The sequence below is a fragment of the Bacillus sp. ISL-75 genome, from assembly GCF_018613095.1.
Map to the genome: position 1 here is coordinate 34,762 of NZ_JAGGQX010000045.1, position 16,861 is coordinate 51,622.

Here is a 16,861-nt window from a genome sequence, read left to right on the forward strand (position 1 = left end):
GGAACTCTTTTTTTAGGCTTTGTTAAGGTTTGCTGTTGATTATTTCAGTTAAACTATTTACTATGAGTAATATTTACAGGCTCAATCTTGTTTTCATCATAATAAAGAGTCTTTGCTGTTGATATAGATTGAGAATGGTATATGATTTTTTGCAACATCATGATTTTTCCATCTAATTGCTGACTAATTTTTATTACACGTGGATCAGAAATGCCCTTCTTCTTTGCTAATTCGTACATACTCTGGCGAAATTCATCTATAGTCTCCCGTAAAGCTGATACAGTCCCCAAAACCATTGATTTTATTTCCTTTCCACAGTTCATCGAATATTGTTAATATATAAAAACTAATCTTTCTATATAAAACCAGCACAGACTTTTACCCTCCACCCAAAATCAACACTAGCCTTTAACAAAGCCTTTTTTAAAAACCTTTCAACCTGATCGATGGTTGGAATACTGGGAATTCCACCTTTTCCGAATGACCGGAGGGTGTGAAATCAATTAAAACTTCTCCTAAAGCCGTGACATCAAACATGTACATCATCCTATTTCTTATTTTTTGAAAAGAAAAGCCAGACGAGAAAGAATATCTGGCTTTATATTGGGATTATTGTTTGTTATAGCGGTCTAATCCTTTTTGGTAAACTTTCATTAATTTATCAAGACCCATATCATTTAATTGCTTCACATACGCATCCCATTCCTTCTCAATTCCTCCCTCGATCAACCATTGAGCTTCTTTTTGCTTCACAAAGGCTTTAATTTCCGGCTCAATCGTATTAATCACTTCAAGCTCTTCAGGGCTAAAGAAGATGGATGGATAGCTTTCTTGTTCCATATGTGGTTTATAATACTGTTCAAGAATTTGTAATCTTTCCTTTGCTCTTGGCTCCATGTCTACAACTTTGCCAAAGTGCTCCTTTAAGACTACAAACGGACCGCCCGGAGCAACCTTTTGACGTAATTCACCCATTGCTACGCCTGCTGGAAGCTCTTTATTCACTAACATGCCATTCGCATCTTCCTCGTAAATTTCACCAATTGGGCCCCAGTTAATTTGTGCTGACATTTTTGGCTCATATAATTGGTCAACCCAGCGCATCGTAATCTCAGGGTTTTTGTTAGCTGAGGTAATCACAAAGGCATCTCTTCCATATTCGGAATAGTTGGAACGTCCAATCACAATTTTGCCATCTTTCCCTTTTAATGGCGGTAATACGACATAATCTTTAACTCGATCCGGTCCAACTACTTCCGTATTTTCCCACCAAATGAACGAGCCTAGTGTTGGATTCTGTGTTTTCCCTTTGGCAAACAGCTGCTCCGTCTTTTGGGTTACGACCTCAGGGTCAATTAAACCTTCTTTTACCCAGCCGTTATAATACTTAATGGCTTCTTTAAACTCTGGCTGAACCGCTGCATAAAGGACTTTTCCATCTCTTACAATACGGTGGTCAGCTTCAAATGGAGCATCTGGCATTCCGAATAAACCAATTAAATCTCCTTCATTACCGCACCAGCCGTTATACCAGAAAGTCAACCCAATTTCATCTTTCTTACCGTTTCCGTTCGGATCCTTCTCTTTAAATGCTTTTAACACATCATGGTATTCCTCTAATGTTGTCGGCATTTTTAGGCCAAGCTTATCTAACCATGCTTTGTTGATGAACATAATATTTGGCATACCGATTAGATCCATTTCCTCAGCACGCGGAAGGGAATAAATATGCCCATCTGGTGCGGTTACAACCTTTTTCAACTCTGGTCTCTCTTCAAATAGTTTCTTTAAATTTGGTGCATATTTGTCGATTAAATCCTCTAATGGGATAATGGTGCCGTTCTGACCATATTGGGCGAGATCATGATCAGAAAAGCCTGATGAATAGAACGCATCTGGCAGGTCACCGCTTGCCAACATTAAATTTTTCTTTTCTTGATATCCATCTCCAGGGATATTATTCCATTTAATTTGAACGTTCGTTGCTTTTTGAAGTCGGTCAAAAATCACCATTTTCGAATAGTCAGGTGCCAGAGCTGCTTTTGGTGAAACAATGTTTAACGTAACCTGTTTGTCGACAATCGGTAAACCTGTTTTATGAAAGGCAGCATCTGCTTTTTTCTCGGAACTGGCAGAATCACTGTTTGAACAGCCAGTTAATACGAATGAAGCACTTAATCCTAAAACCAATGCCATTGCTATGCTCTTTTTCTTGTTTTTCTGAACATTTTTCTTGATTGATTTCAACATTTGTTTTTCCCCCTATTAGTTCGATTAAATGGATGGCAAACTATAAATGATGTCGACCACCACCCCTTATTACAAATCATTTCGATTAACCTTTAATTCCACCGATCATAACACCCTTGACAAAGTATTTTTGAACAAATGGATAGACGATTAAAAGCGGGATGGAAGCAACAATAATCACACCGTATTTAATTAGCTCAGACACTCTTTGTTTTGCGGCCAAGGAGTCCAAATCACTGATCATCATTGTGGATGCCTGATTTTGAATTAAAATGTTTCGTAAAATCAATTGCAACGGATATAAATTTTCATTATTTAAATAGATTAAAGCATCAAAATAGGAGTTCCAGTGTCCAACGGCATAGAATAACACCATGACAGCGACAATCGGTTTTGATAACGGCAGAACAATCTTCCAGAAAAATTTCGCATCGGAACATCCATCTATTTTGGCTGCTTCTAATAACTCACCAGGAATAGAAGACTCAAAAAACGTTTTAGCTACTATCACGTTCCAGACAGCTACAGCTTTCGGCAGGATCAACGCCCACATTGTATTTAGCAAACCCAGATTCTTAACAACCAGGTATGTAGGAATGAGTCCGCCTGAGAAAAACATCGTCATGAGGAATAAAAACATAATCACATTTCTTCCATATAAATCTTTTCTTGATAATGCATAGGCAGCCATTAAGGTAAAAGAAACGTTTACAATCGTACCAACCACCGTATACATGATGGAGTTCTTATAGCCTAGCCAAATCTTGCTGTCTCCAAAGATTCGCTGATACCCTTCAAGGGTCAGCTCTTTCGGCAATAGCCATACCTTTCCTTCGTAAATCATGTTTGGGTCACTGATAGAGGCAATTACAATAAAGTACAATGGATAGACTACCAATAGTAAGATGATCGCGACCAGAAAAAAGTTAATAATATCAAAGACCTTATCTTCCTTCGATTTTCTTGTCATTCTCTTATTCTTTAAAGCTAATAAACTCATTTATGCTGCACCTCCTGTTACCATAGTCCTGTTCCGGATAATTTTTTAGCGGACTTATTTACTGCTATTAGTAAAGCTAAGTTAATCACAGAATTAAATAATCCTACTGCGGCAGCAAAACTATATTGCGCCTGCTGTAACCCCATCTTATAAACATAGGTTGGGATAATCTCTGCTGCCGGCTGGTTCATTGGTGTTTGTAACAGGTAGGCCTTTTCAAAACCAATATTCATAATGTTACCAACGTTTAGAATTAATAGAATAACAGCCGTTGGCATAATCGCCGGAATATCCACATGAAAAATCCGCTGCCACTTATTTGCTCCATCCATTACCGCAGCCTCATGCAGTTCAGGGCTGACTCCTGCAAGCGCTGCTAGATATATAATCGCGGCCCATCCGGTTTCTTGCCAAACGCCTGAGGCAATATATAATGGTTTAAACCAATCAGGTTTTGCCATAAACGAAATCGGATCGCCACCAAAAATCAGGATTAAGTTATTAATAAGCCCATTGTTTGAAAAGAAGACATAAATCATACCCGCTAAAACAACTACTGATATAAAATGCGGCGCATAAACAACTGTTTGAATAAAACGTTTGTACTTATCACTTCTAATTTGGTTCATCATGAGAGCTAGAAAAATTGGAAGCGGAAAACCAACGATTAGTTGTATAACGCTAAGACCAAGCGTGTTTTTGATAAGGGTCCAAAATTGATAGGATTCAAAAAATCGCTCAAAGTGTTTAAATCCAACCCACGGACTTCCCATAATTCCTTTTGTTGCCACAAAATCTTTAAAAGCAATTAATATTCCATACATCGGGACATAATGGAAAACAATAAAATAAACTAAAGCGGGTAAAAGAAACAAATAGAGCTGATAATTACTCAAGATTTTTTTTAGTTTTGATGCTTTTCTTACTTGGATGGGTGAATCGATGATCGGATTTGCCTTCCTTGCCACTTCCATATTCTTGCCTCACTTTCAATTTAGTTATATTAATTGAAACGTTTCCAATTGAAGTTAAAAAAATTATTTTGCTAAGTAGTTTTTACTTGATAAAGGATTTGGTAAAATCTTTTACTCAATTGTTTTTATTGAAACGTTTCCAATAAAGACTAAAAAACGGTACTTAACTGAGCCGTTTCTCTCAATCTTACATCATTGAGATTCAATAAAACGTTTCCAATGATGAGCTAAAAAATTTGACACAGCTAAGTGGTTTCCCCTTCTCTGTACATAACAGGCAGTCTGTAAATCTGTTGCTCCAATGTTTCACCTTCAATTTTTCTTAATAGAAGTTGAACAGACATTCTTGCCATTTCTTCAACCGGCTGCCGGATCGTTGACAGAATTGGATGAAACAGCTTATTATCCTGAATTCCATCATAACCAATTACTTTTACATCCTCTGGAGTACGCAAGCCATATTGTTTAGCTTTATCGATATATTTGGCGGCAAGCAGATCGGTATTGGCAAATATCCCGTCCACATCCTGATGTTCTTTTATTTTAAAGAAATTTTCGAAGTATTTTTCATCATTAAAAACAGCATCAAGCTCCTCGTAGATGATATATTCGATACCTTGAGCCTCTGCTTCATCGATGAATCCTTTTTTCCGAAGTTCAACCTCACTATAAACATCACTATAGGTTGCAAGATATGCGGCTTTTTTAGTTCCCGCTTTCACAAGCTCTCTTACGGCAATGCGGCCGCCAGTGTAGTTATCCGAGGTTACGCATGTGATTTTTTTTCCAAAATGGCGGTCAATGCTGATAATCGGAATATCAGTACTCACACTATCTTCGATGTCATTGTAAGTGATTCCAATAATGCCTGCTACTTTATTCTGATTGAGCATATCTAAATAATAAAGCTCTTTGTCGGGTCTGCCCCCACTATTGCAAAGCATCAATTTATACCCTTCTCGGTCAAGCTCATCTTCGATATAATAGGCGAGTTCTGAGAAAAATGGATGCCATACACTCGGAATCAACAGCGCAACCATTGTTGATTTTTGCATTTTAAAATTTCTTGCTACTTCGTTTGGAATATAATTTAATTGTTTGATCGCAGCATTCACTTTCTCCCGTGTTTCGTTCCTTACATTCGGATGATTGTTAATGACTCGTGAAACAGTGCCAACTCCAACTCCTGCCAGGTCTGCAACATCTTTTAAACTTGGCACTACAACTACCTCCAATATTAAAGCGATTTCATAAACTTATGATATCTCTACTTTGGAAACGTTTCAACGTTTCCATGAACCTATGATATCACCATCTTGGAAACGTTTCAACGTTTTTTTTTTAATAAATTAATTTTTCTGATTTTTTAAGATAGAATGTATTTTTTAATGCCTCTGCTACACCGTCCTCATCATTGGAAAGTGTGATATCATTAGCAATTTGTTTCACTTGTTCCGGTGCATTTCCCATGGCAATTCCAAGTCCCGCAAATTCGATCATATTCATATCGTTAAAGTTGTCGCCTATTGCGATAATCTCGTTTTTTAGGATATCAAACTCTTTGCATAAAAATTCAATGGCAGAAGTTTTGGTTGTATGTTTCGGCATTATTTCTAAGTAGGTAGGTTTTGAAGGGTATATATTTAAATAGCTAGAGAGATAATCATTTATTTTTACATCCAATTGATGTATCTTATGGGATTCGGCCATACATAAAATTTTATTAGGTCCAGTACTTTCTTGCTCCCAAATAGTAAATAGGTTACTAAAATCGGAAATAGCAGGAGTAATACTGGTTATTTCACTCTCTTGTTTTGCCCATTCATCCATTTCTTCTATATACCATTAATCATCCTTGTATAAACTGATATGGATGCTTAAGTTTTTGACAATAGTATACACCTTCTTTACATCTGAAACTGGTATCGTAATGTTCAATTGCAGATCACCATGATTCCAAATAAGAGCACCGCTGTAACAAATAATCGGCTGAACAATATTTAGCTCTTTCTGTAAGGACAACATACCTTTTGGCATTCTTGCAGAAACTAAGATGACTGGAATATATTTTTGATTTGCAACATTCTGAATGACTTGTTTCGTTTTGTCAGAAATCTCATGCCTGGAATTCAGCAATGTTCCATCAATATCCAAACATACCATTTTGAAATTACCCATATGAATCCCCCTAGTCCTTAATAAAATGTTTTTAGTCGGAATTTATAACAAGTGTCTAAATTTTTAGTAAGCTATTATATCAATTATATCGTCGATTTGAAGATCATGAATATATTGTCAATAAAAATTGGTTTTCTTCTTTAAGTTAACTAATTTTGTCCTTTTACCTTTATGAACTGACACATCTCATTACCGCGCTGTGAATGGTATAGCTTCAAGATACTCCTTACGCCTAATTAATTCGTCATGGAATCCCTCCTCTATGATTCTACCTTTTTCAATGAAAGTAGCCGCGGTCGAACACATACATGCATTCCTTGTCATCAACCAGCACTTCCAGTTGGCCGCGATCGTGTTCCTTGGCGTTCGTCAAGACCGCCTGATCGGGGTAGGAACAGCCATTTTCCATGAACACGAGCCGCAGATGAAGCTTGATGCCGGACTTGGTTTGCCGGAACGCCGCCCATCGGTGGTATGGAGCTGGACCTGTTCCGTAAATAATTCATTGGAAATCGGCGATGCCCATTGCTCAAATGCAGTTTTTCGTGTATCTTATCCATGGGTTTGTCCTTTATTTTGGATTTGGATGGATTACTGCCTCCAATCCATTATTAAAGGATTTTTTTATGGAAAAGACAGATAGAGGCTTACAGTACCTTTCTTCTGAACTCCGTCAATTACAAGACCATTTAGCCATCGTTCCATCTTATTCAAAGCTCGCTTATCCCTGGGATAATGCAGTAAAGTAATAGAACCTTTTTTCAAATATATGAAGAAAGAAGAACTGAACCGTAAAAAATTTACTTCGTTAAAAGAAGTAAAACTGGCTTGTTTCGAATATATTGAAGGGTTTTATAATCCTAGAAGACCTCATTCTGCCATTGTCATGCTTTCTCCAAACTTAAAAGAAGACATTTTCTGGCAGTCTTCCTAAAGAAACATTCCTTTTTTCTGTCTACTTTATTGGCATTTATCCAAATATGGGAAACACTATAAAAAGAGGCACTTCCATCGCTAGGAAGCACCCCAAAAATTAAATGACAAACGAAATAATTCAAGTGTCCGACTTGCAATTGGAAACTTTGGAACAAAAACTACCACAAAAACATAGTTGAATATATTATTTATGCTCCTGGCGTTGGAGTGGCTCTGAATGCATTTACAGTTTTGTCCATAACAACCTGTGCATCACTTCCCGAATCAAGAATCGTATTTTGAAGCGATTCTTTTTCTACCAATACTGTTGTTACGGTAAGCGGCTCTGATGCTTCGGTAGTCAACAAAGCGTCTACTTGCGCAGAGAAACAAGAATCACTTATCTTGGCATGAACCTCCGTGGCAACAACATGATTATTAGAAATATAATTTCCATTACCCGAAACAATACGTATGATTACAGGTGTTGCACCTACAGGCTTGATGTTCTGAGTATTAATTACTTCAGAAAAGTGATTAGCAATTACAGAATTATTATTGCCACTGATATAGAGGAGACCATACAAATCATCTAAACCATTGTCTATTCCCACAAAAGGAGTCCAAGGTTCATGGTCACGTAAAAAGTGATTTGAAGAAACCAAGTTTTCCGAACAATTTTCCCTGAATACCACCATTCCTGGATAAAATGAATGAAGTCTATTATTTGTGATACTGGAACGTGTCACACCATCAAAATAGATACTGCTCGCACCTCGTGGAAAAACATTATTCGCTGTAATCAAAAGTCCACCAAAATTTTGAGCGTAAATTGAATATCCTTTAAAACCGGCTCCTATCAAGTTATCGGTTATTTTTGAAGCCTGTCCCCAACCTCGTAGTTCTATACAGTTACCACATTCAGCTATGAAATTATCATGTATAGTCAGTGCATCTGCATGATAAATAGTAATTCCATGCTCTAAATACACAAACCCCATGCCTGTAATCCGGAATGAGTCACAAGCACTTGCAACAAAAATACCCGTTTTCCCGTTAGTGTATGTGTTTTCCGGATTTGTTTCTCCTGAACCATCTTCAATAAAATGCAAACCATCAATACAAAAGTCAGAAAACTCTACCGAACTTATTCGGGGATTTCCACTTCGTTCAACATAAAATGCAGCTCCTTTATATTCCTCGTCATTTACTTCTAGGGGAATATCTACGAGTATGCGACTTCCTCCCGGCCACAATTCATGCAAATCCGCCCATTTATTCTCAGAAGTATTAAAACGAATACTCGAAGATGTAAACCCGTGTCCAGAACCCATAATTTTAAGATAACTGATGTCTATAACTACTTGACTGCCAAGATGATAATCTCCCGGTGGAATATAGATAACCGCACCCGGCTTTCCGCCTTTATTCACATCAGTGTCTGTTTGCCTACTTTTAATATCTGCTATAATGCTATTGATTACCTCACCAATATCCTCATACGGATTACCGACAGGCCACTCTGTTACGTCGTAATAATTTTTACTAGCCATAAATAAATTCTCCTATCAATTTAGTGTGTTTGTTCATAAACTACTTTTTCCTTGATATAGCTGGAAGTAAAGCCTTACGAATTCGTGCTTTTCCTGCAGCTTTTCTGAGATTCTCCTATACCTTTTGAAGCACCCGTTAAAATAAAATAATTCACTGTTCCATCTCCCATTTTCCAAAAGATATAGTTATATTCTCTGAATTTATATAAAATTCCTTTTATAATATATATCCAGTGTTTTTGAGAATTTTATTCAATTAAATGGCCCTTTAACGGAACAACTCTATTTTCAATCAACAGTTCATTAATCCGCTTTTTAACTCCAACCCTTTTTCTTGTTTTTAAATAGATTCGTATGCATCTTTATTACCTTCTTTAGCCCTATGCTGTCGTTTATATACGAATTTTGATAAACTGACACTGCCTTCATATAAGAGTAATAAAGGTATACTTACAAGGATATCTGATAGAAAATCTGGTGGCGTAATCAAAATTGAAACGACGATTAATATGAAGTAGGCATATTTTCGGATTTTTTGCAGACGGTACGGATTGATAATTCCTAAGCTTGTTAAAAACATAATGACAACGGGTAGTTCAAACAGAAATCCAAAAGGCAATGTCATGTGAAGCAAAAATTGAAAATATTTCTCTGTTGTAAAAAACGTATTAAACATGTCGTTTGATAACAACATTAAAAAATTTAGTACAAGAGGTAATAGAATATAGTAACCAAAACTAATTCCTAATACGAATAAGATGAATAGTGCTGGGATATAAGCGATTGTAACTTTACGCTCTTTTGGTGTTAATCCCGGACGTACAAACAGCCATGTTTGGTACGCACCAACTGGTATAGTAGCTGCAATGGCAACGACGCTGGCTATCATTAAATAAACGACTAAGATATCACTTGGTCCTAGCAGCGCTAGCTTGAATGGCAAATCTTTGACTAATACATGGTAAATATCTTGAACATATACAAATACCATCACTAAAAACAGCAGAAAGACGAGGAAAGTAATGATAATACGTTTGCGCAGCTCTTCCAAGTGTTGAACTATGTGCATGTCTCGATCTTCCAACATACTCACTCCATAAAAAAAGAGATGTAAGACGGATCTACATCTCCTCTTAATTTATTTATCTCATTTTTCTTTTTTATTAGATGTCTCTTCATTTAGATCATCTGTCACAATCTCTCTAGTAGACTTTTTAAATTCCCTTAAAGTTGAGCCAAATGCTCTTCCGATTTCCGGTAATTTAGAAGGGCCGAAAATGATAAGCGCGATTGTTAAGATAAGTATTAACCCTGGAATTCCGATATTTTGCATCATATTTTCCTCCTAGTAGTTTAAATCTTGTAATTCTTTTTTAGACATTTATTGTTCTTTTCAGAATGGTTTATTTCTGCTCCAATTCCTAAGAATAAAGCGCCCAAAATTGGGGAGAAGATTTATAGATCTTTTGTACTCTTTGGATAGTTTATGATATTGGTAAGATGAATGCATTCGATTTAAAAAAACTTCATCCAAACACGAGCGAGGTTGTGATTCCACGAAAGACGTATTTTATAGGTATGCTCTGCTATTGTGAAATAGAGTAATAGCAGAGCAATAAATTACCAAACGACTGTTGCATTTGAATCAGCTTTATCTATCTCAGACAATGGCGCAGAATGAACAATACGTGTATCCATACATGTACCATTGACTACAACTTTTCGCTGCGAAGAAACACCACAAATCTTGGTATTAGTCACCCAGTTTCTATTACCACCCATAATTAAGATACGAGTGTGATCTTCTGGTTGGTCAGAATAGACAGTTGACGCAGTGATATGATTATCATCTCCATCAACATGAATCAGTCCATAAAGATTATCACGCCTCATAGGGTCCGGTGCCCAGACATATACATCATCTTTTTTGACTTTGCACGCTTGCACTCTCCCAGAAAACAAATTTCCATATCCTTTAATAATAACAGCACCATTGTAGAAGCTTTGGATATTATTTCCTAAAAACGTACAGTTTTCGGCGTCTATAGCTTCTAAACATGTATATCCATCAGGATAGATGTTGTTACCTACAATATTTGCCCACTTAGGATTTTGTAAAGATACACTTTTTCCTTCCGGTTGTGCTCCAAAGTGGTTATTGGCTACTAATAATTGCTGAGAAGAACTCTTCACAAGAAGTCCATTACGAACTTCTGAAATCCAACAGCCTCTTACAATGCATGCGTCAGGTCCAGTTAATCTTAAACCTGTATCTACGCTCATAGTTGAAATACCAATAATATGAACTGCATCATTATCTTGGTCGATACTAACAGCAGTTTGACCTCTTTCTGTTCCAAGACCTTTAATAAAAAAGTTTTCCAGTTGAATCGCAGATACTCGTGGTCTTCCAGTGGCGCTTCTTTCAGAAAGGATACCTATTGTACATCCCTCACCTAATAAAAGTTTACTTCCTCCACCTGGAGACTCGGGATCGACAACCGAACGTGTACCTGGATTAACGCCTCTGATTGTCACATAAGAGCGATTAATTTTAATTGAGTCTGAGAGCCACATGTCTCCTGCTGGTAATTCAATGACTCCTCCAGATGGAGGCATTGAATTAATAAGATCATTAATAATTTCTGCGTTGCGAGTAAAACTGGGGTCATTTAACTTTGCTCCATAATCTACTGGGTTAAGTGTCATAGTTTGAGGGGTGAGAGCGCTTACTTCTTTTGCCTTAAAAGGAAAACCGCTTAAAAATGCTAATGACCAAACAGATAATCCTACTACAAAGTTCCGTCGTTCTTTTGAATATGGCTTTTGAATAGATTTATTTGTTTCCATATTGTCCTCCCATTAATTTGATAAAAATCAATAATTTTCCTGTTAGGGCTTGTAAATTTTCAAAACTTATTTTTATGCCATTAGTTGCTCCATATTTTGGTTCTGGTGCAAATATGATTTGTTAGAAACATAGGACCTCAATATCCTTTTCATCTTACAGGCTATCAAATGAATCGATAGCCTGTACAGGTGCCTCATTGCTATTATTGTTTTTTAGAATTGTAGTTAATCTGATTGAACACAGTTGTAGAGTGCCATACATTTAATCCAGCATAGCCTTCTTTAAATGCATTGTCCGCTGCCTCAATGACAAGCTTGTCATCCAGATAAACTTTAATACTTTCACCTTTTGTAACAACTTTCAGGTGATAATCTGTGTTTGCTTTTAATTGTAGTTTTCCATTGTCATTGTAAACAGCGAGATCGTTGCCTCTTCCATCGGCAAACTTAACTAGTTTTACCGTGTTGTTGAGAACATCAACATTTGCAACATAGGCATTTTTCGCATCTGCATCAGAGCGGAATACTAACGCGCCGGCACCGATTGGATTTCCAACTGTATCTTTGGATGGATCGCTTGGGTGGGAATCAGTATCAAGTACTTTAATTTTCGCTTCATACGTAAAATCACTGCCTTTTTCGTTTGAAAGAATAAACGCATCTCCTTGACTTTGGCCTTGCTTTCCGGCAATCGTATCGGCCCAAAGACCATTAACTGTTGTCCATCCTGACATTTTTGTATGAACAGGGCTCTTTCCCCAAATGGACTTCAATGGGTAAATATTAAGCGATTTTAATTTGACTTCTCCGCCCTTACTATAAAGCTCTAAACCGTTGCTTGACGGCAGCGGAAACAGTTGATTAGTAATAACGCTTACACCATTGTTTCCAAACACTTCAACAGAGGAGCGATCTAAGAAAATATGCATTTTTACCGTTCCATCTGTTGAACTCAGTGGGGCAGTGTGCTTTCCTTTTACATTCTGTCCAAAGTTAAAGCCTCCGGAATTCGTTCGGTCAACAAATAGTTTCTGGCTACTTACATCATAACCGATTGTAGCTTGTTCCGTACTTCCTTTACGAACCTGGAGTCCAAACTCCGTTGCTTTTGTACCGGAAACATCAAATTCCGCAATGATTTCAAAAGTATCTCCGGTAATTCCTGAAAGAAGATTACTATTTCCGGAAATTGTCTTATTCTCAAACGCTGTTTTCTCTTGATGCTTGCGGATTCCTTGCAAAGAAATTGGTGTTTGTTTTAAACGAAGCCCTTCTGTCGTTTTCGTTAACTCTAATTCCCTAGGTAGCGATGTAGAACTTCTCCATGTCGTAGTTGGTGTATTGTTTGCATACTGCCAGTTGCTCATCCAGCCAAGCCAATACTTCTCCCCGTTTTTACCTTCAATCCCGCTCCATTCTACCCCTGCATAAAAATCTGCACCGTAGTCAGACCACAATGTCTGCTGAGGCGGGTTTTCACTTTTAAATGTTTTTCCATCGAAATCACCGACAAAGTATTGCATACCTGAGCCGCCAGCTGGTGCACCATCATTGATACTTACTTGTAACACCCATTTTTTGTTGTTCGGATTTCCGTCCACCGGAAGTTGAAATAATGCAGGGCACTCCCATATACCATTGTTACTTCCGTAAGTAGACGCTACCCAGTCACCTGTCACTGTATTCCAGTCAGTTAACTTTCCGTTATCTCTTTGTTCTGCAACCTGAGATTCTTGTTCTTGTGCTACATTGTCAACTTGTGCAGGCATGTTACCTGTATTATACACGTTAACATCATCAATATTAATATGGCCCCAGCCCCCTGTAGCATTATCGACCACTTTAATATACACTACTTCTCCTACATACTTGGACGCGTCCCACACATAACGGCGATACTGTTCATTAGCAAATTTTGTATTTGCTTGATGAATTAATTCTTTGTCATCGGAAGCTCTTACTAAGGAAACATAGCGATTAGTAATGTCATTCCCGCCGCCAATTAATAGATTTATTTCACCTGAACCGCTTAGCTTAAAGTAAGAAGAATGCATTTCTCCTGTTGCATCGTCTCCTTTATGCTTATCAGAAAACCCCCAATAATGGTATTTTCCTTGTTGATCAAAGGAACCACCCCAATATGATGTCGTGTCGCTCACATGATCGTTTGTAAACGCATCTCCTCTTACCGCTTTCCAGCCAGTCAAATCTCCTGTTTCAAAATCGTGATTTTCAATTTCCTTTGCGTCTGTCACAATATATTTGCCTGTATTAACATTTTGGAACAATGCAGAAGAGTTCCCAACATGCAAACCGAACAAACCGCTTGAAAAGGTTGCATCATTTACATCATGAATAAGATTATCGTCTACATATACTTTGATTTGATCACCAGCTGCTTTTACCTTCAGTCGATATTTTTGATCCGTATCGATCTTAGTATTTTTTTCCGCAATTACAGTGGCAGTTCCATTTTCAAGCTTCATTAGCTTGATTGTATCAGTTAAGGCATCCATGCTAGCAACATATCCATTCTTAGCATCTGCATCAGCGCGGAATACAAGAGCACCTGAACCACCCTTATCACCTACAATGGTGATTTCTGTCTCGTAACTAAATTGATCTCCCTGATCTTCACTCATAATAAATCCATCACTGTCAGCGCTTCCACTTTTACCATCATTTGTATCATTCCATGTACCATTTACTGTTTTCCATCCAGACAAGTTCGTCACAAAGTTGGTTTTGTTCATAAATTCCACATTACGAAACGCAGCGGTAGAATTCCATGCCGTTAATCCAAACTGCCCATTTTCAAAGGATGAATCTGTTCCTTCAACAGCTTGTTTACCATTGAGGGAGACTATTAAATGGCTTGCCTCTGCCTCCACCTTTACATGATAAGTTTGGGAAGTTTCGAGAGTCATTGACTTTGAAGCAATATCAGTTACCTTTCCCTGATCGATTTTACTTAGCGTTACGAGATCTTTTTCAGCATCCACTTTTGCCATATATGCGCTGGTTGCGTCTTTATTTGAGCGAAAAACAACCCCTCCTGCTCCTTCTCGACCATTTTTTTCAACAAGAGTGATATCCCCTTCTAGCGTAAAAGATCCGCCCTTTTGAGGTGACAAGGTATACGAGTAAGCACCATGCTGTCCATTTGCTTGAATACCGCCGTCAGGACCAAACTCGCTTGCATATTTCCAATGTTTCAAATCTGGAGAAGTATAGAACATCACTCTATCCTTCGCAGCTAGAGACATCACCCATTGATTTGTCTCATCGTGCCAAAAAACTTTTGGGTCGCGCCAGTCAGGAATCGGGGCATCCGGCATAACAGGATTACCCTCATACTTTTTCCATGTTCTTCCTTTATCATTGCTGTACGCAATACTTTGAACTTGTCCCTTTTCCCCAGAATGAGTAAAGATTGCAACCATTGCTTCTTTACCAAATCCCGCCGTATTGTTCCAATCAATAACCGCACTTCCCGAGAAGATATCCCCATTTTCATCAGGAGATAAGGAAATAGGAAGATGTTCCCAGTTTACTAAATCAGTACTAACGGCATGACCCCAATGCATCGGTCCCCACGTTGTTCCATAAGGATAGTACTGGTAAAAAAGATGATATTCCCCATCATAGTAAACCATTCCATTTGGGTCGTTCATCCAGTTAGCTTCTGGAGAAAAATGAAATTGGTTACGAAACGGCTCATTATAATAACCTGGATCCTCTGCAAATGCGTTAGTTGTTAATGGCAAACATAAGACCGTCAAACAGATTAATAGAATACTAAACTTTTTCTTCAGTTTAAATCACACCCCATTTAATAGATTTGAAATTCATATGTGATGTTCCTTGATGAGAATTAAGCTGCACTATTTCCACGTAAACGATCTAATAAAACTGCGGCAACAATTACTCCACCTTTGACTACAAGCTGCCAATAATAGTTAACGTCCATTAGAGTTAAGCCATTACTAATCACGCCCATAATTAATACCCCAATGATCGTTGCTTGTATCTTTCCTTTACCGCCTGTTAGACTAGTTCCACCCAAAATAACCGCGGCAATTGCATCTAACTCATACATTTGTCCTGCAGTTGGTTGACCAGAATACAACCTGCCAGCTAAAACGACCCCACCTAAACCTGCTAATAATCCACTGATGGAATACACATTAATTAATGACTTCTCCACCTTAATCCCTGTTAATCGTGCTGCTTCTTCATTTCCACCAATGGCATAGATATGGCGGCCAAACATGGTATACTTTAAAACATAAAACATAACGATATAAACAAAAACCATGATATAGATAGGAGTTGGTATTCCGAAAATAGCTCCGCCCCCAATGAATTTGAACGTTTCATTTTGTAAGACAATCGGATAACCACCACTAATGACATAAGCAAGACCTCGAACATAGGTGAAACTACCTAATGTAACAATAAATGCTGGTAATTTTGTTTTAGCAGTGAAAAATCCATTTATTAGTCCTACTGCATACCCTACAGCCACACCTGATATCATGGCAATGACGGGGTTAACTCCTGCTGAAGAGACCATAACTGAAATAACACCGGATAAAGCAACTGTTGACCCGACCGACAAATCAATTCCACCAGTTAATATCACAATTGTCATTCCAGCAGCTAGCACAGCAATGATGGAAACCTGCTTTAATACATTTAACATATTAGCCGTTTCTAAGAAATTAGGCGCGGTAAAAGAAAGGACCACACATAATAAGATTAAAATCATGATCATACCTAATCGATTCCATAATCCGTGAAGTACCTTCCCAACATGAAGGCTTTCTCTTTGTGATATTGTTTGAGTATTTCCCCTCATTTTCTTTACTCCCCCCTAGTAGCTAAGTACATAATTTTTTCCTGTGTGGCTTCTTCTCTCGAAAGTTCTCCTGTTAACCTTCCTTCGCACATGACGAGGATTCGATCACTTACTCCTAAAACTTCTGGAAGCTCAGATGAAATCATTAAAACTGCCAAGCCATTTTCGGCAAGCTTCGAAACAATTTTATGTATTTCAGTCTTTGCCCCAATATCCACACCTCTCGTGGGTTCATCAAGCAGTAATACTTTAGGTGCGATGGACAGCCATCTAGCGATCA

12 protein-coding genes and 3 pseudogenes are annotated in these 16,861 nt (G+C 37.8%); 1 reads left to right on the forward strand and 14 read right to left on the reverse strand.

The window, feature by feature from the left end:
• Positions 1-53: 53 nt before the first annotated feature.
• The 7 genes and pseudogenes from J7E63_RS18470 to J7E63_RS18505 all read right to left on the reverse strand — a co-directional run.
• Positions 54-296: an aspartyl-phosphate phosphatase Spo0E family protein gene (locus tag J7E63_RS18470; protein WP_215014963.1), complete on the reverse strand. Its 243-nt coding sequence runs from the start codon at positions 294-296 to the stop codon at positions 54-56.
• 313 nt (positions 297-609) lie between these two features.
• Complete coding sequence (locus J7E63_RS18475) at positions 610-2,250, reverse strand: ABC transporter substrate-binding protein (protein WP_251033606.1); 1,641 nt, start codon at positions 2,248-2,250, stop codon at positions 610-612.
• Between the two features lie 85 nt (positions 2,251-2,335).
• The gene (locus J7E63_RS18480; RefSeq protein WP_251033607.1) at positions 2,336-3,250 is read right to left on the reverse strand and encodes a carbohydrate ABC transporter permease; all 915 of its coding nucleotides are present in this window, start codon (positions 3,248-3,250) and stop codon (positions 2,336-2,338) included.
• A 17-nt stretch (positions 3,251-3,267) separates the two neighbouring features.
• On the reverse strand, positions 3,268-4,224 hold the full coding sequence (locus J7E63_RS18485; protein ID WP_215014966.1) for an ABC transporter permease: 957 nt from the start codon (positions 4,222-4,224) through the stop codon (positions 3,268-3,270).
• 245 nt (positions 4,225-4,469) lie between these two features.
• The gene (locus tag J7E63_RS18490; RefSeq protein WP_215014969.1) at positions 4,470-5,444 is read right to left on the reverse strand and encodes a LacI family DNA-binding transcriptional regulator; all 975 of its coding nucleotides are present in this window, start codon (positions 5,442-5,444) and stop codon (positions 4,470-4,472) included.
• A 121-nt stretch (positions 5,445-5,565) separates the two neighbouring features.
• Positions 5,566-6,402, reverse strand: a pseudogene (locus tag J7E63_RS29730) (Cof-type HAD-IIB family hydrolase).
• 286 nt (positions 6,403-6,688) lie between these two features.
• Positions 6,689-6,874, reverse strand: a pseudogene (locus tag J7E63_RS18505) (IS4 family transposase); the annotation flags it as partial.
• A 276-nt stretch (positions 6,875-7,150) separates the two neighbouring features.
• Between J7E63_RS18505 and J7E63_RS30570 the strand changes: the two are divergent.
• On the forward strand, positions 7,151-7,336 hold the full coding sequence (locus tag J7E63_RS30570; RefSeq protein WP_374193758.1) for an IS3 family transposase: 186 nt from the start codon (positions 7,151-7,153) through the stop codon (positions 7,334-7,336).
• A 190-nt stretch (positions 7,337-7,526) separates the two neighbouring features.
• Here J7E63_RS30570 and J7E63_RS18515 read toward each other — a convergent pair whose 3' ends face one another.
• From J7E63_RS18515 to J7E63_RS18545, 7 genes and pseudogenes are all read right to left on the reverse strand, one after another.
• On the reverse strand, positions 7,527-8,870 hold the full coding sequence (locus tag J7E63_RS18515) for a NosD domain-containing protein (protein WP_215014977.1): 1,344 nt from the start codon (positions 8,868-8,870) through the stop codon (positions 7,527-7,529).
• A 340-nt stretch (positions 8,871-9,210) separates the two neighbouring features.
• On the reverse strand, positions 9,211-9,939 hold the full coding sequence (tatC, locus tag J7E63_RS18520; protein ID WP_251033608.1) for a twin-arginine translocase subunit TatC: 729 nt from the start codon (positions 9,937-9,939) through the stop codon (positions 9,211-9,213).
• Positions 9,940-10,017: 78 nt separating this feature from the next.
• Positions 10,018-10,206, reverse strand: coding sequence for a twin-arginine translocase TatA/TatE family subunit (locus tag J7E63_RS18525; protein ID WP_215014987.1), 189 nt, complete (start codon positions 10,204-10,206; stop codon positions 10,018-10,020).
• Between the two features lie 284 nt (positions 10,207-10,490).
• Positions 10,491-11,720, reverse strand: a complete 1,230-nt coding sequence (locus tag J7E63_RS18530) for a NosD domain-containing protein (RefSeq protein ID WP_215014989.1) — start codon at positions 11,718-11,720, stop codon at positions 10,491-10,493.
• Between the two features lie 203 nt (positions 11,721-11,923).
• Complete coding sequence (locus J7E63_RS18535) at positions 11,924-15,487, reverse strand: GH32 C-terminal domain-containing protein (RefSeq protein WP_285289951.1); 3,564 nt, start codon at positions 15,485-15,487, stop codon at positions 11,924-11,926.
• Positions 15,488-15,594: 107 nt separating this feature from the next.
• The gene (locus tag J7E63_RS18540) at positions 15,595-16,497 is read right to left on the reverse strand and encodes an ABC transporter permease (protein ID WP_374193759.1); all 903 of its coding nucleotides are present in this window, start codon (positions 16,495-16,497) and stop codon (positions 15,595-15,597) included.
• An 89-nt stretch (positions 16,498-16,586) separates the two neighbouring features.
• Positions 16,587-16,861: pseudogene (locus J7E63_RS18545) on the reverse strand (D-xylose ABC transporter ATP-binding protein); the annotation flags it as partial.

Bases quoted from the DNA above. Each gene is read 5' to 3' on its own strand.
- J7E63_RS18470 (WP_215014963.1), bottom strand. From the start codon at position 296: ATGGTTTTGGGGACTGTATCAGCTTTACGGGAGACTATAGATGAATTT.
- J7E63_RS18475 (WP_251033606.1), bottom strand. From the start codon at position 2,250: ATGTTGAAATCAATCAAGAAAAATGTTCAGAAAAACAAGAAAAAGAGC.
- J7E63_RS18480 (WP_251033607.1), bottom strand. From the start codon at position 3,250: ATGAGTTTATTAGCTTTAAAGAATAAGAGAATGACAAGAAAATCGAAG.
- J7E63_RS18485 (WP_215014966.1), bottom strand. From the start codon at position 4,224: ATGGAAGTGGCAAGGAAGGCAAATCCGATCATCGATTCACCCATCCAA.
- J7E63_RS18515 (WP_215014977.1), bottom strand. From the start codon at position 8,870: ATGGCTAGTAAAAATTATTACGACGTAACAGAGTGGCCTGTCGGTAAT.
- tatC (WP_251033608.1), bottom strand. From the start codon at position 9,939: ATGCACATAGTTCAACACTTGGAAGAGCTGCGCAAACGTATTATCATT.
- J7E63_RS18525 (WP_215014987.1), bottom strand. From the start codon at position 10,206: ATGATGCAAAATATCGGAATTCCAGGGTTAATACTTATCTTAACAATC.
- J7E63_RS18530 (WP_215014989.1), bottom strand. From the start codon at position 11,720: ATGGAAACAAATAAATCTATTCAAAAGCCATATTCAAAAGAACGACGG.
- J7E63_RS18540 (WP_374193759.1), bottom strand. From the start codon at position 16,497: ATGATCATGATTTTAATCTTATTATGTGTGGTCCTTTCTTTTACCGCG.